The organism is Aliirhizobium smilacinae, assembly GCF_006335145.1.
Classification (GTDB): domain Bacteria; phylum Pseudomonadota; class Alphaproteobacteria; order Rhizobiales; family Rhizobiaceae; genus Neorhizobium; species Neorhizobium smilacinae.
This window is the reverse complement of record NZ_VDMN01000008.1, coordinates 157,437-172,421: the sequence shown is the minus strand read 5'-3', so window position 1 is coordinate 172,421 and position 14,985 is coordinate 157,437. Positions and strand designations below refer to the sequence as shown.

The window sequence follows — 14,985 nt, the reverse complement described above, 5'->3', positions numbered from 1 at the left end:
ATGCCGGTTGCCCGGAACAAGCGTTTGTTTTCGATCCCCTCGGGCGCGCCGTTCCTCAAGACGCTTGCGACAGCCCTTTGCGACGGCCGGCTGAACGAGGATTTTCGATACGATCCGTCGGACCCGCTTTCACTGGCGGATGTGACGATCTTCGTGCCGACACGGCGTTCCGCCCGTGTGCTGCGCTCGGAATTCGTCGATCTTCTGGGCGGCCGTGCGGCCATCCTGCCGGTGATCCGGCCGCTTGGCGAGACGGATGACGACAGCGGCTTTTTCGATCTCGTGGCGCCGGAAGAGATGGACATGGCGCTACCGATCGGGAGCACTGCACGGCTGCTCGAACTCGGCCGGCTGATCCTTGCCTGGCGCAACCAGTTGCCGAAGATCGTGCTCGACGTGCATTCCGAATCGCCGCTTGTTGCCCCGGCAAGCCCGGCGGATGCGATATGGCTTGCCCGCGCACTTGCCGAACTGCTCGACGCGATCGAGACGGAAGAGCGCGACTGGGCGGATCTCGACAATCTTCAGACCGGCGAACATGCGCTGTGGTGGCAGCTGACCGCCGAGTTCCTGAAGATTGCCAGTGCCTTCTGGCCTGTTCGGCTGGAGGAGCTGAAACGCTCTTCGCCGGCGAAACATCGTGCCGCGATCCTGCAGAGCGAAGCCCGGCGCATCGGGGAACGGGAGCATAGGGGTCCTGTCATCGTGGCCGGTTCGACGGGTTCCGTGCCGGCGGCGGCGGAGCTGATCGCGGCAATCTCCCGGCTACCGAACGGCACTGTGGTGCTTCCGGGCCTCGACATGTCGATGCCGGACGAACAATGGGCAATTGTCGGCGAAGAAAGTTTTGACGGAAAGCCTGATCCCGCCAGCCGCAGCCATTCGCAATTCGGGCTTTCCAAGCTGTTGAAGAAGATCGGCGCGACCCGAGAGGATGTCGGGATCATCGGAGACGTGCCGGCCGATCTTGCATTCCGGGCAGCAGCGATCTCGCAGGCGCTGGTTCCGGCCAAGGCGACAGACCGCTGGAGCGAATGGCGCGACGATGCCGATCCGGAAGCGCTTGGACAGGCTTTTGCAAACGTATCACTGATCGAGGCGGCCAATGAACGCGAGGAAGCGGTGGCGATCGCCATCGCGCTGCGTCTGGCATTGCAGAAACCCGGCCGGAATGGTGGTGCGGCGCAGGCGGCGCTGATCACGCCCGACCGCGCACTTGGCCGGCGCGTGACGGCAGAGCTTGCCCGGTTCGGTATTCTCGCCGATGATTCGGCCGGTTCAGCGCTCTCAGGCACACCGCAGGGGACCCTGACCCAGCTGCTTCTGGAAGCCGCGCTTCGGCCCGGCGATCCGGTGGCGATCGTCGGGTTGATGAAACATCCGCTGATGCGTCTCGGCCTGCCCGCCGCCGATCTGAGAACCGCGATCGATGCGCTCGAGGTGCTGGCGCTGCGCGGCGGTGTCGGAGAGATGGATATTTCGACGCTCGAGCCGCTGCTCGAGAGCCAGCTTGTGGCATTGGTGGAAGAGCGGCATACGCCGCAATGGCGCAACTCGTTGCCGGAAGATGCGGTCGACATCGCACGTGATGTGGCGCGACGGATTACGGAGGCAGTCGAGCCGCTGGTCAGCGCCTTCGTTCATCGTCGCGCGGACGGTCGCGGGCTGACGGCGAAACTGCCGCTTTCCGAATGGGCGAGCCGCACCGGCAAGGCGCTGGAGGCGATTGCCATCGACGAGCGGGGCGATCTCGCCGGACTCTGGTCCGGTGAAGCGGGCGAGCAGCTTTCCAGCCTGCTTGCCGAAGTGATGGAGACCGATGGCCAGATCGATGCGGATGGTCCGCAATGGATCGATATCGTCATGGCGCTGACCACCGGCGGAGCGGTGAAACCGCGGTCGCTGGCGCATCCGCGGGTATTCATCTTCGGCACGCTAGAAGCGCGGCTGCAGAGCGTCGACACGATGATCCTCGGCGGGCTGAATGAAGGTTCGTGGCCGGGCCAGACGGTCAACAACCCGTTCCTGTCGCGTTCGATGAAAACCGACATGGGCCTGGAGCCGCCGGAGCGGCGTATCGGCCAGCTGGCGCATGACTTCGAAATGGCCTGCGGTACGCGCAACCTGATCCTGTCCCGATCGCTTCGGCAAGGCGCGACGCCGACGGTTGCTTCCCGCTGGCTGCAGAGATTGCTGGCGCTTGGCGGCAAGGCTTTTGCCGACGGGTTGAAAGCGCGCGGCGAGGATTACCGCCATTGGGCATCGCTGATCGACCAGGGCGAAAACCAGCCCCCGACGAAGCGCCCTGCCCCGAGGCCGCCGGCGGAGCTGCAGCCGGTGAAATACTCGTTCAGCGAAGTGGGCCGGCTGCGACGCGACCCCTATTCCGTTTACGCCCGCCGCATCCTGAAGCTCGATCCGCTGGCGCCGTTTAACGAAGATCCGGGCGCACGGGAGCGCGGCAATCTCTATCATGCGATCATCGACCGCTACACGCGCGAACGCCACAAGCCCGGCACACCTGTTTCACGTGAATCCATGGCGCGGATTACGCAGGAACTGTTCGACGCAGAACGGTTGCCGCCGCATATCGACCGGGTCTGGCGGCCGCGTTTCGCCGAGGTGGCGCGGGCCTTTCTCGACTGGGAGGAAAAGCGTGCGCCGGATGTGCGCAGCACGGTGACCGAGGCCGGTGCCGGGTTCGAGGTGGAAACGGCCGGCATCCGGGTAACCGGCATTGCCGACCGGATCGATCTGATGGGTTCGGGAAATGCAGACATCGTCGACTATAAGACGGGCCTCAGCCCCTCCGTTTCGCAGGCTCGCGCGCTGCTTGACCCGCAGCTTGCGCTGGAAGCTGCGGCACTGCAGGCCGGCGCCTTCAAGGCGATGGGCGTGCAGCAGCCGGGCGACCTTCTTTATGTACGCCTGAGACCCGGAGACCGGTTCAAATCGGAGCGGGTCAATAACGAGGGATCGTCGGCTACCGCCAAACGGCAGCCGAAATCGGCCATCGACCTGGCCCAGGAATCGATCGATCAGCTGACCAAGTTCGTGCTGAAACTGAGAAGCGGCGATGCCGGCTTCGCATCGCGGCTGGTGCCATATTCGCAAGGCGATTTCGGTGGCGAATACGATCACCTCGCCCGGGTTGCCGAATGGTCCACCGCTGATGACGACGGAGAGAGTGAAGCCGATGAGTGAGCATCTCACCGATGACGTCTTGACGGGGGGCGATCTTCCGACAGGAGACGAACCGAAACAGTGGATCGACTGGACGACCGTGCAGCAATCGCGCGCTTCGGATCCGGCCAGTTCCGCCTGGGTTTCGGCCAATGCCGGTTCGGGCAAGACGCATGTGCTGACCCAGCGGGTGATCCGGCTGCTGCTGGCCGGTTGCCGCCCCTCCTCCATTTTATGCCTCACCTATACGAAAGCCGCGGCATCGGAAATGTCGAACCGCGTGTTTCAGCGGCTGTCGGAATGGACCGTTCTTTCCGATGACGAATTGCGCAAGCGGATCGCGGCGATCGAAGGTGTTGAGCCGGATTCGATGAAAATCTCGGAAGCACGCCGGCTTTTCGCCAAGGCGCTAGAGACGCCGGGCGGACTGAAGATCCAGACGATCCACGCCTTCTGCGAAGCGCTGCTGCACCAGTTTCCGCTGGAGGCGAATGTGGCAGGGCATTTTTCGGTACTGGATGATCGCGCCGCTTCCGCACTTCTGGCGGAAGCACGGCGTTCGCTGCTCACTGCCACCTCGGCTGAAGACGATCCGGATCTGGCCGAGGCTTTTGCGCATGTGCTCGATCTCGGCGACGAGTTCGGGCTGGAAGCGCTGCTTTCCGATATCGTCTCCAACCGGACGGCGATCCGGCGTTTCACGGCTTCAGCCGAACGGCATGGGGGCGGTATCGGGCCGGAACTCAAGCGTATTCTGGGGCTTGGGTCGGCCGATACCGAAGAGAGTATTGCCGTCAGTTATTGGCCGCTTCCTGGTCTGTCGGGTATCACGCTCGATCTCTACCTGTCGCTTGCGGACCAGAGCGGCGGCGCCAAGGTGACCGAGGTCGCCTATGGCCTGCGGATGGTGATGGAGGAACCGGACGCCTTCAAACGGGCCGACCATCTTGAATCCATCTTCCTGACCGCGAAAGGAACCGTGAAGGCGGATAGTTCGCTTGTCGCCAAGGCCATGCTGAAGCCGGCTCCGGAACTTGCGGCTGCGATCGATGCGGCGCGCAATCATGTCTTGGAATGCCGCGACCGGATGCGGCTGATCCGTATGTTCGGTGCGACCAAGGCGGCGCTGACATTGGCGGCACGGCTGACAGAAGATTACGAGGAGCTGAAGAAGAAGCGCAGCCTGCTCGACTTCGAGGACCTGATCGCACGAACCGCCGATCTTCTGACCCGTGACGGCGTCGGCGCCTGGGTGCATTACAAACTCGACCAGGGCGTTGACCATATTCTGGTCGACGAAGCGCAGGATACCAGTCCGATCCAGTGGACCGTGATCAAGTCGCTGGCCGAAGATTTCTATTCCGGCACCAGCGCTCGCGACACGAGGCGGACGATCTTTGCCGTGGGTGACGAAAAGCAGTCGATCTACTCCTTCCAGGGCGCGCGGCCGGAACGTTTTGCCGAGGAACGCAGCGCGACGCAGAAACAGGTGACCGGTAGCGGCCAGCCGTTTCACGCCATCCGCCTGCCACTCTCCTTCCGGTCCACCGCCGACATCCTATCCGCCGTCGACCAGGTGTTTTCGCTGGAAGAAAATGCAAAGGGCCTGTCTGCCATTGGCGATGCGGTGCAGCACCGTTCCAACCGGATGGGGCATGCCGGTGCGGTGGATCTGTGGGATGTCGTGGCGCCGGAGGTATCCGAGCAGGAAGAAGACTGGACCGCGCCATTCGACTCGACGCCGGACAAGGCACCGGCTGCCATTCTTGCAGCAAGGATCGCCAGCCGGATCGAGGAGATGATCGGCAAGGAAACGGTGATCGAAAAGGGCGTCGAACGTCCGATCGAACCGGGCGACATTCTGGTTCTGGTGCGCAAGCGCGATGCCTTCGTCAATGCGCTGACAAGGGCCTTGAAGCGGCGCGACAATATTCCGGTTGCCGGTGCCGACCGGTTGCGGCTGACAAGCCATATCGCGGTGCAGGATCTGCTTGCGCTGGGGCGTTTCATGCTCCTGCCGCAGGACGATCTTCCGCTGGCGGCGCTGCTGAAGAGCCCGCTGTTTGATTTGTCCGAAGAAGACGTTTTTGAAATTGCGGCATTGCGTGGCGAAAATTCCAGCGCCTGGACCGAACTCAACCGTCTTGGCGAAGAACAGCCGCTGCGTTTTCACGATGCTGCGGAGCGGCTGCAGCATCTGCTTGCGCTTTCCCGGCTGCTGAGCCCGCACGATCTTTATGCGCGGATTCTGGGGCAACATGGCGGACGTCGAAAGTTTCTCGGACGGCTTGGGACTGAGGCCGGCGATATTCTGGACGAGTTCCTGACCTTTGCACTCGACCACGAGACATCCGGCCTGCCCGGCCTCCAGGCTTTCGTCTCGACGCTGGAGCTTGAGTCACCGGAAGTGAAACGCGAGCAGGACGGCGGTCGCAACGAGGTGCGGATCATGACCGTGCACGCGTCCAAGGGACTGGAAGCGCCGGTGGTTTTTCTCGTCGACAGCAATTCCAAATCCTTCATCCCGTCGCATGTGCCGAAATTCAGGCTGCTGAAAACCGCCAATGGCGATGTTCCGGCGTGGCTGGCCGGCAAGGCGCTATCGAATGCCCTGACCAGTGCCGACGAAGAACGGCTGAAGACGCTGTCGGAAGAAGAATACCGGCGTCTGCTTTACGTCGGCATGACGCGGGCGGCCGATCGGCTGATCGTCTGCGGTTATCGCGGCGTGCGCGACAACCCGGATAGCTGGCAGGCGATGATCGCACGGGCACTTTCGCTCGACGAGCAAAATTGCAGCGCCGCGACTTTCAGCGGGCCGGATGGAGAATGGGGCGGATTGAAATGGCGCTTGCCGGTTGCCGGCGGCGTGGCGCAAAAGCTGGAACGGCAGGACCACGCGCCGGCGGAGAAGCCGCCCCTGCCGCTCGATCTGTCACGCCCCCTGCCCCCGCAGAAAATCCTGCCGCGGCCCTTGAGCCCATCCGGCGCGGGCGTGATGATCGACGACGATGCGGACGACCTGATCGTCACCTCTCCGCTGTTCGGCGACAAGGCGACCGGCAGCCTGGCGCTGCAGAAGGGCAAGCTGGTTCACCGCATGCTGCAGATGCTGACAGAGTTTTCCGACCCGGAACGCGAAACCGCCGCCCACCGGTATGCGGAGCGCGCCGCCCGCTTCTGGCCAAGGGCAGAGCGGGAGAAGCTTGTCGAAAGCGTCATGTCGGTGCTGTCGCATGCCGAGCTTGCGCCGGTGTTTTCCGCCCGCAGCCAGTCGGAAGTGTCGATCATGGGCACGCTGACGCTGGAGGGGCAGGACTATGCGATCTCGGGGCGGATCGACCGTCTGGTCGAGACCGACAAAAGAGTGATCATTCTCGACTACAAGACCAACCGCAAACCGCCCGTGGAAGCAGAAGCCGTGCCGCTGGCGCATCGGGCGCAGCTTGCCATCTATCGCGAGATCCTCAAGCCGCTTTATCCCGGCAAGGAGATAGACTGCGTGCTCGTCTATACCGAGACCGCAAAGGTCGTCGGATTACCTGTCGAACTGATGGCGCGCTCGCTTGCAGAGCTCAAGACAAAATGACATGACGGACATTGAAAATGATCAATGCCGATCTCATATTTGAAGCAACGAAGAATCGTGAAGGAGAGCCCCATGGCTACCGTTAAGGTCGATACCAACAATTTTCAGGCAGAAGTTCTGGACTCCGCCGAGCCGGTCGTCGTGGATTTCTGGGCTGAATGGTGCGGCCCGTGCAAGATGATCGCTCCGAGCCTTGAAGAGATCGCAACGGAGCTTTCCGGCAAGGTAAAGGTCGCAAAGCTGAACATCGACGAGAACCCGGAACTGGCAGCTCAGTTCGGCGTTCGCTCGATCCCGACGCTGGCGATCTTCAAGGGTGGCGAAGTGGCCGACATCAAGGTCGGCGCTGCGCCGAAGACAGCACTTTCCGCCTGGATTTCCGGCGCCGCCTAAACGCTTAAGAAAGTGTTTCACGTGAATCCAAACCCGGTTGAGCAATCAGCCGGGTTTTTGTTTGACTGGGGTGCGGCAGATCAGAGGATGGATTGCACCCTTGGCGTTCTTTGTTTCTTAGATTTCGGCCGGGACACGTCGGGTGCCTCGAATTGAATTTTTAGTAATGACACTCGGCGTGTCCCGTTCGGTGTGTTTTTCCACGCAACTCCGGTCCGTCTGCTGCGGATCGGATGCCTTTCGGCAAGCGATCCGGGATGTGTGCGACACACGCACGCCCCTTGTTCAGGGAGGCAGACCATTTTCTGCGCAGCCTCGCATGTCCCGCTTGCATAAGGGCGGTCCCTGCGATCACCGGCTCCCCTTCGCCGGTTATGCGGACCGGTGTAGCCGAAGCGGAACGGGGGGATTGTAGACACAGGTTCGGAGGGCGGGGATGATATTTTGTTGAAGGGATTGTTTTTGCTGAGCGGGAAACCCGAAACGTCCCTGGTTGGAGTATCCCCTCACCAACAAAATCTAAGACTCAGCCTTTGGCTAAGTGTTAGAAATCGCCAGTGAGGAGATCGAAATTTCTCGACATCAGCCCCAAACCTTCAAAGCCCTCAGGTCGGCGGGGTGCCGTTGTCGGCGAGCACGTTGCCGGCGAAATAGAGGGAGCCGCCGATCAGGATCCGCGGCGGGGGGCGATCGGGGATCTGGCGCAAGGTGATTTCCTGCAGGGCCTCTGCGACGGAGGCAGCCGGTTCGGCAACCAGTCCGGCATCGAAGGCCGAATGCGCCAGCACCACAGGATCGAGGCCTGCCTCGCTATCGCGGATGCGAACGGTAAAAACATGCTCCGCCAGATCGGCGAAGGCGTGGAAATAACCGACCGGATCCTTGGTGTTGATCATGCCGGTAATTAGGTAGAGCGGCCGTGAATGACGTTCCTCGAAACCGGCCATGGCCTCGGCGATCACTTCGCCGCCAGCGGGGTTGTGACCGCCGTCCAGCCAGATTTCCGATCCCTTCGGTGCGAAGTCAAGCAGCTTGCCTTCGGTCAGTCTCTGCAGGCGGGCCGGCCACTCGACCGTTGCCATCGCCTTTTCCATCATCTGATCCGTGACGGTGAAACCGGCCGCCTTGACGGCGCGGATCGCTGCGGCGGCATTGGCGAACTGATGACGGCCGGGAAGTTTCGGCAGCGGGAGATCATGCAAGCCGTCTTCATCCTGATAGATTAGGCGACCGAACTCCTGATGCGCGGAATAGTCCTGGCTATAGACGGTCAGAGGACAGCCGAGGCGATCGGCAGTCGAGACCAGAACCTCACGCGCCGCCTCGAATTGCTGCTGGCCAATGACGACCGGGCAACGGCGCTTCATGATACCGGCCTTTTCAGCCGCGATCAGTTCGACCTTGTCACCCAGATAGGCCTGATGATCGAGGGCGATTGGCATGATGACGGAAACCGCCGGGTTCGGCACGACGTTGGTGGCATCGAACCTGCCGCCCAGACCGACTTCGAGAAGTACGACATCCGCTGGCTGTTCGGAAAAGAGAAGGAAAGTAGCTGCGGTCAGGATCTCGAAAACGGTGATCATCTGGCCGCCGTTTGCCTGCGCGACCCTGCGCAGCGCATCCGCCAGTAGCTGGTCCTCAACGAGCTGGCCCCGTCCGCCCTTGACACCGATGCGGAACCGCTCGTGCCAGTTCACGAGATGCGGCGAGGTGTGGACATGGACGGCATAACCGCCCGCTTCCAAAAGCGCACGGCAGAAGGCCGTGCATGATCCCTTGCCGTTGGTTCCGGCCACATGAATGACCGGGGGCAATTTCAGATGCGGATTTCCAAGCGTTTCCAGGAGCCTCGAAACACGATCGAGCGACAGATCGAACCCCTTCGGATGAAGGGTCATCAGCCGCTCGATTTCCTGCTCGGCCGCACTCACGACGGGCTGGTTCATGATCGTCATCCCGAAGTTCTGGCTTTCAAGTCTTGGTTCAGGCCTCGACAGCGACCGGCACCGGGAGCGCTTCCTGGACCGGCTGCTTCAAAAGCATCCGCAGGATGGTGGCAAGCGTCGACGGAATGTCGTGGCGCTTGACCACCATGTCGACCATGCCATGCTCCAGCAGATATTCGGAGGTCTGGAAACCTTCCGGGAGCTTTTCGCGCAGCGTCTGCTCGATAACGCGCTTGCCGGCAAAGCCGATTTCAGCACCCGGCTCGGCGATGTGGACATCACCCAGCATGGCGTAGGATGCCGTGACGCCGCCCGTGGTGGGGTTGGTCAGAACGCAGATATAAGGAAGACCGGCTTCCTTCAGCATGTCCACCGCAACCGTGGTGCGCGGCAGCTGCATCAGCGACAGGATGCCTTCCTGCATGCGGGCGCCGCCGGAAGCGGGGAAGATGATCAGCGGGCACTTTTCCGCCAGCGCGCGCTCGGCTGCCTTCACGATCGCCTCGCCGGCCGCCATGCCGAGCGAGCCACCGATGAAGTTGAACTCATGCACGACGGCAACAAGCTTGACGCCCTGAACCTCGCCCAGACCCGACAGGATCGTATCTTCCTGCTCGGTCTTCAGGCGGCTGTCCTTGAGGCGATCGGCATATCGCTTGGAATCGCGGAATTTCAACGGGTCCTGCGCAACCTTGGGCTGCGGCAGAGCTTCGTATTCGCCGCCATCGAAGAGGTCCTTCAGACGCGCCTTGGCCGGCATCTTCATATGGAAACCGGAAGCGGGAATGACCCACTTGTTCTCTTCCAGGTCCTTGTGAAAGACCATTTCGCCGGTTTCAGGGCATTTGATCCAGAGGTTTTCCGGAACTTCGCGACGACCCAGCATGGAATTGATGCGCGGTCGAACGTAATTGGTGATCCAGTTCACTTGGGGTACTCCGATAAATAGCTTCGGGCCTTATTTGGGCCAGTTATTCGGCGGCAACAAGGCGCGCGGACCGCACGCCGGTTGCCAGGCCGCGAACAAAGGTGGAGACGGCGGCAACGGTATCGGCCGTCGCGGCGCCATCGTTGGTGAGGCTGCCCGCCACCTGGGCGACGATTGCAGTGCCGACGACGACACCATCAGCCGCCGCGCCGATCGCCTTGGCATGGTCAGCCGTCTTGACGCCGAAACCGACGCAGACCGGCAGGTCCGTATGGCTCTTGATGCGGGCAACGGCGCCGGAAATCAGCGACGTGTCAGGAAGGGCGGAACCGGTGATGCCGTTCATCGAGACGTAATAGACGAAGCCCGACGTGTTCTTCAGGACTGTCGGCAGACGCTTTCCGTCGGTGGTCGGGGTTGTCAGGCGAATGAAGTTGAGACCCTTGGCGAGCGCCGGAATGCAGAGTTCGTCATCCATTTCCGGCGGCAGGTCAACGATGATGAGGCCATCGATACCGGCGACAAGCGCGTCCTCGACAAACCTGTCGACGCCATAGATGTAGATCGGGTTGTAATAGCCCATCAGCACGATCGGCGTTTCATTATCGGCCTTGCGGAAATCGCGGGCGAGATCGAGCGTCTTTGCCAGCGTCTGCCCGCCCTTGAGCGCGCGCTGGCCGGCAAGCTGGATCGTCGGTCCATCGGCCATCGGATCGGAAAACGGCATGCCGAGTTCGATCACGTCGGCCCCCGACTCCGGAAGCGCCTTCATGATGCCGAGCGAGGTTTGATAATCCGGATCGCCGCCCATGAAATAGGTGACGAGCGCCGGACGGCCTTCGGCCTTCAGCTTGGCGAAGCGAGTGTCCATTCTGGAAGTCATGATTACAGCCCCACTCCGAGGATCTTGCCGACGGTAAAGATGTCCTTGTCGCCGCGGCCGGACAGGTTCATCAGGATGATCTGGTCCTTGCCCATCTTTGGCGCGCGCTTGATGACTTCGGCGATTGCGTGGCTCGGCTCCAGCGCCGGAATGATGCCTTCGAGCCTGGTCAGGAGCTGGAAGGCTTCAAGCGCCTCGTTATCCATGATCGGCACATATTCGGCGCGGCCGATATCGTTCAGCCAGCTGTGCTCCGGACCGATGCCCGGATAATCAAGGCCGGCGGAAATCGAATGGCCTTCGAGGATCTGGCCGTCATTATCCTGCAGAAGATAGGTGCGGTTGCCATGCAGGACGCCCGGCGATCCAGCGGTAATCGAGGCGCAATGTTCGTTGCCGTCAAGACCGTGACCGCCTGCTTCGACGCCGACGATCTTGACGCTTTCGTCATCCAGGAACGGATGGAACAGGCCGATCGCATTCGATCCGCCGCCAACAGCCGCGATGACGACATCCGGCAACCTGCCTTCGGCTTCAAGGATCTGTTCGCGGGCTTCCATGCCGATCACAGCCTGAAAATCGCGCACCATTTCCGGATAGGGATGCGGGCCGGCTGCGGTACCTATCAGGTAATAGGTGTCGTCTACATTGGTGACCCAGTCGCGCAATGCTTCGTTCATCGCGTCCTTGAGCGTGCCGCTGCCTGCCGTTACCGGTATGACCTCGGCACCGAGAAGCTTCATGCGGAACACGTTAGGCGCCTGGCGCTCGACATCGGTTGCGCCCATGTAGACGACGCAGGGTAGACCGAAACGGGCGGCAACGGTGGCGGAGGCCACGCCGTGCTGGCCGGCACCGGTTTCCGCAATGATACGGGTCTTGCCCATGCGCTTGGCGAGCAGGATCTGGCCGATGCAGTTGTTGATCTTGTGCGAGCCGGTGTGGTTCAGCTCTTCGCGTTTGAAATAGATCTTTGCGCCACCGAGATGCTCGGTCAGGCGCTCGGCGTAATAGAGCGGGCTCGGGCGGCCGATATAATGGGTCCCCAGATCCGCCAGTTCCTTCTGGAATACCGGATCGTTCTTCGCCTTTTCCCATTCGCCCTGGAGTTCCAGGATCAGCGGCATCAGCGTTTCGGCCACGAAGCGGCCACCGAAAATGCCGAAACGGCCATCCTCATCGGGACCAGAGCGGAAGGAATTGGGTTTTGGCGTCTCGTTCACTCTCTCGCTCCTTCAGCGTCTTTTTGCCGTCGCATCGGCGATTGCATCAAAAAACGCGTCGATCATTCCAATGTCTTTTACGCCCGGTGCGCTTTCTACTCCGGACGACGCATCGATACCGGTTGCCCGCGTAGACGCGATCGCGACAGCGACATTATCCTTGTTCAGCCCCCCGGAAAGCATGTAATCCACGCCTTCGTCAAGCGAAGCCATCAGGTTCCAGTCAAAGGAAACGCCGTTGCCGCCCGGAAGCTCCGAACCTTTCGGTGCCTTGGCATCGAAAAGAAAGCGATCGGCGACACCGATGAACCGATCGATGCGATCGAGATCGGCCTGTTCCCGGACAGAGAACACCTTCATCACCGGCAGCCCGTATAGTGCCTTGATATGCAGGATGCGTTCCGGGCTTTCATGGCCATGAAGCTGGAGTATATCCGGCCTCAAAAGCGAGACGATATCGTCCAGTTCCTCGTCATTGGCATCAACTGTGACCGCGACAATCTTGACCCGGCCGCGAACCTTGTCGGCAAGGTCTCCGGCGACATCGGGCGAGATATTTCGCGGGCTCTTTTCGAAGAAGATGAAGCCGATATGGGTAGCGCCTCGTGCAACCGCGCGCTCCACGGTTTCCGCCGTCTTCAACCCACAAATCTTGACGTCGAGTTTCATGACCGCGGAGTGACACGAAATGCCCACGGAGTCGAGAATCTTTTGTGCCGGAAGGCGGATCGTATTGCGGCATTCGGGAAGGGCGGATTGCGGTTGATTGACCCGAATCGGGACTAGCTCACGCTTCGTGAATGCCTGACATATCAGTTTTCACTCATGAAAGTTTATCATCGGCGAAAGTGAAAAAGGAACGGAATTTCCGGGCTTTGGCAGATTATGAAAGATAATTGATAAACGAACTGAATTGAGGTACCTTATTCCGCAACCAGATGATTTTTGAAATTTTTTGGCGGGGTCCAATGACGAGTGTAATGACAGCTGCTATGCGGGCAGCTTTATGTCTGGCTGCTGGCGGCATGCTTACGGCGTGCAACAGCACACAGACGATCTCGTCGGTGGACGGCAAAGCCAAATCGACCAATCTGGCGACATCCGGTGCTGCGTCGAAAAAGGCGGTCTACAGCTACACGAATGCCGATCGCGAATGCCTGAAGCGCGCGATGTATTTCGAGTCCAAACGGACAAGCGAAACCGGCTTTCTCGCCGTCGGCAGCGTGATCATGAACCGGCTGACGTCCGGCATCTACCCGCCGTCGATCTGTGGTGTCGTTGCGCAGAAGAACCAGTTCGCCCCAGGCGTAATGACCCGCAAGATGGATGAGGCCACGGCGCCTGATCTCAACACTGCTGCGGATGCCGTTCTCAAAGGTGCGCGACATCCGGATGTGAAGAGCGCGATGTTCTTCCATACCCAGGGATATTCGTTCCCGTATAATAACATGCATTACGTCGCCGCTGCCGGCGGTAACGTGTTCTATGAAAAGCGTGACGAGGACGGCAATCTGCAGACGGCGGAGCCTAAGCCTGCCAACAGCTATATTCTTGCCTATGCATCCAACGATCCAGAGCAGAACCCTGCCCTGTCGTCATCCGTTCTCGCCGAGGCTGCAAGTGCGGCCGCAGCAGCTGCACAGGTGGCAGCCGCTTCTGTTCCTGCAGCCGGCCCGGTCGTTGCTGCGGCGGAAAAGGGAGCACGTGGTACTGTTTCCGAGCAGCCTGCAGCGCATGCTTCCATGCCCCCGCTCGCACCAGTGATCACAGCAGCGATCGCGCGGTCCAGCATGGAAGAGGCATTCGACACCGCCTATTCCGCGCCTCAGAATTCTTCCTACACCCAGGCACGCCTCTACCAGACCAGCCTCGAGAGCGGTGCGAAAATTCCGGTCCCTGCCGCACGGCCGAATGTGCAGAAGCGCCCCGGTGCCGGAATGGCAATGGCCGAACCCGTATCAGGCCCGAGCCAGGAAAACTGGATGATGCGGACCAGCGACTGGCGTTAGGCCCGCGGCTATTCCGCAGCCTTCACACGGACGCCAAACCTGCTCCCACTTCTGCTGGCATTTCTTTAGCTGAAATCGATAGCGTGAAGCTGCGAGCCGTGCAGTTTCAACCAGCGCCGCGCCTCCTCCATCCTCGGGCATAGTTCCTTGCACAGTGCCCAGAATTTCGGGCCGTGGTTCATCTCCTTGAGATGAGCGACCTCGTGTGCAGCGAGGTAATCGATGATCAGTGGCGGCGCCATGACGATGCGCCATGAGAAACTGAGGTTTCCGTCCCAGGAACACGACCCCCAGCGACTGCGTGTATCCTTCATCGACACGGACGCAATCGGCTTGCGGATCGCGGCGGCATGACGTCGGGCGAGTGATTCGAGGTCGTGGCGCGCTTCCTTCTTGAGGAAGGTCGAGATTCTTCGGCCCATATGATCTTCGAGGCCGCTCACTTTCAGGACAGGTTCCCCATCGATCACCACAGCTTCCGTGATGCCCCGTAAAGATCCGGTATGCTCGATGCGGTGGTCGACGCCACGGATGGAAATCCGTCCGCCGGGGCGAATGGGATTGTCCAGCGAGAACTTGGCCAGCTTCGTTCTAAGCCAGCCCTCATGACGAGCGAGAAAGTCATCCACCTCGTAATGCTTCAACCCCACCGGTATGGTGAGATTGAGCGCCCTGCCGCCTGGCTCGATCCTCAAAGTGATGCGGGTTGCGCGGCTATTCTCCTTGATGGTCAGGGGCATAGCCCGATCACCCACGGCCAGAGTGCGCTTGACTGTCTGGAGCGGTTTGGGTGAGCGGCGAACTGGCTTCTTGAGGAGCGCGAACATG

At 60.9% G+C, this 14,985-nt stretch carries 10 protein-coding genes; 4 read left to right on the top strand and 6 right to left on the bottom strand.

The genetic code is table 11. From position 1 onward, the window contains the following. The 3 genes from addB (at position 1) to trxA (ending at position 7,165) form a co-directional block, all read left to right on the top strand. Positions 1 to 3,204 carry a double-strand break repair protein AddB gene (gene addB / locus FHP24_RS25590; protein ID WP_139679072.1) on the top strand — a complete coding sequence of 1,068 codons (3,204 nt, stop codon included), beginning with the start codon at positions 1 to 3 and terminating at the stop codon, positions 3,202 to 3,204. Continuing rightward, positions 3,197 to 6,772 carry a double-strand break repair helicase AddA gene (addA, locus tag FHP24_RS25585; RefSeq protein WP_139679071.1) on the top strand — a complete coding sequence of 1,192 codons (3,576 nt, stop codon included), beginning with the start codon at positions 3,197 to 3,199 and terminating at the stop codon, positions 6,770 to 6,772. The genes addB and addA overlap by 8 nt, the downstream gene beginning before the upstream one ends. Before the next feature lie 72 nt (positions 6,773 to 6,844). Beyond that, positions 6,845 to 7,165 (top strand): thioredoxin, encoded by a 321-nt coding sequence (gene trxA / locus FHP24_RS25580; protein ID WP_139679070.1) that lies wholly within the window; start codon positions 6,845 to 6,847, stop codon positions 7,163 to 7,165. Positions 7,166 to 7,770: 605 nt separating this feature from the next. Here trxA and FHP24_RS25575 read toward each other — a convergent pair. Genes FHP24_RS25575 through FHP24_RS25555 form a run of 5 tightly spaced genes read right to left on the bottom strand, consistent with a single transcriptional unit; the run spans position 7,771 to position 12,817 of the window. After that, entirely contained in the window at positions 7,771 to 9,123 is a 1,353-nt protein-coding gene (locus FHP24_RS25575; protein WP_139679069.1) for a bifunctional folylpolyglutamate synthase/dihydrofolate synthase, read from the bottom strand. Positions 9,124 to 9,151: 28 nt separating this feature from the next. Further along, positions 9,152 to 10,042, bottom strand: a complete 891-nt coding sequence (gene accD, locus FHP24_RS25570; RefSeq protein WP_139679068.1) for an acetyl-CoA carboxylase, carboxyltransferase subunit beta — start codon at positions 10,040 to 10,042, stop codon at positions 9,152 to 9,154. A 43-nt stretch (positions 10,043 to 10,085) separates the two neighbouring features. Then, complete coding sequence (trpA, locus tag FHP24_RS25565; RefSeq protein WP_139679067.1) at positions 10,086 to 10,925, bottom strand: tryptophan synthase subunit alpha; 840 nt, start codon at positions 10,923 to 10,925, stop codon at positions 10,086 to 10,088. Positions 10,926 to 10,927: 2 nt separating this feature from the next. Further along, on the bottom strand, positions 10,928 to 12,148 hold the full coding sequence (gene trpB, locus FHP24_RS25560) for a tryptophan synthase subunit beta (RefSeq protein ID WP_139679066.1): 1,221 nt from the start codon (positions 12,146 to 12,148) through the stop codon (positions 10,928 to 10,930). Between the two features lie 12 nt (positions 12,149 to 12,160). Beyond that, complete coding sequence (locus FHP24_RS25555; RefSeq protein ID WP_139679065.1) at positions 12,161 to 12,817, bottom strand: phosphoribosylanthranilate isomerase; 657 nt, start codon at positions 12,815 to 12,817, stop codon at positions 12,161 to 12,163. A gap of 311 nt (positions 12,818 to 13,128) precedes the next feature. Between FHP24_RS25555 and FHP24_RS25550 the strand changes: the two genes are divergently transcribed. Next, complete coding sequence (locus FHP24_RS25550; protein WP_246091940.1) at positions 13,129 to 14,157, top strand: cell wall hydrolase; 1,029 nt, start codon at positions 13,129 to 13,131, stop codon at positions 14,155 to 14,157. 65 nt (positions 14,158 to 14,222) lie between these two features. On the opposite strand, the gene FHP24_RS25545 is transcribed toward FHP24_RS25550, so the two are convergent. Beyond that, positions 14,223 to 14,984 (bottom strand): M48 family metallopeptidase, encoded by a 762-nt coding sequence (locus FHP24_RS25545; RefSeq protein WP_139679064.1) that lies wholly within the window; start codon positions 14,982 to 14,984, stop codon positions 14,223 to 14,225. Position 14,985: the final 1 nt, after the last annotated feature.

Coding starts and splice junctions, on each gene's coding strand:
- trpA (WP_139679067.1), bottom strand. CDS start 10,925: ATGACTTCCAGAATGGACACTCGCTTCGCCAAGCTGAAGGCCGAAGGC.
- FHP24_RS25555 (WP_139679065.1), bottom strand. CDS start 12,817: ATGAAACTCGACGTCAAGATTTGTGGGTTGAAGACGGCGGAAACCGTG.
- FHP24_RS25550 (WP_246091940.1), top strand. CDS start 13,129: ATGACAGCTGCTATGCGGGCAGCTTTATGTCTGGCTGCTGGCGGCATG.
- FHP24_RS25575 (WP_139679069.1), bottom strand. CDS start 9,123: ATGACGATCATGAACCAGCCCGTCGTGAGTGCGGCCGAGCAGGAAATC.
- addA (WP_139679071.1), top strand. CDS start 3,197: ATGAGTGAGCATCTCACCGATGACGTCTTGACGGGGGGCGATCTTCCG.
- addB (WP_139679072.1), top strand. CDS start 1: ATGCCGGTTGCCCGGAACAAGCGTTTGTTTTCGATCCCCTCGGGCGCG.
- FHP24_RS25545 (WP_139679064.1), bottom strand. CDS start 14,984: ATGTTCGCGCTCCTCAAGAAGCCAGTTCGCCGCTCACCCAAACCGCTC.
- trxA (WP_139679070.1), top strand. CDS start 6,845: ATGGCTACCGTTAAGGTCGATACCAACAATTTTCAGGCAGAAGTTCTG.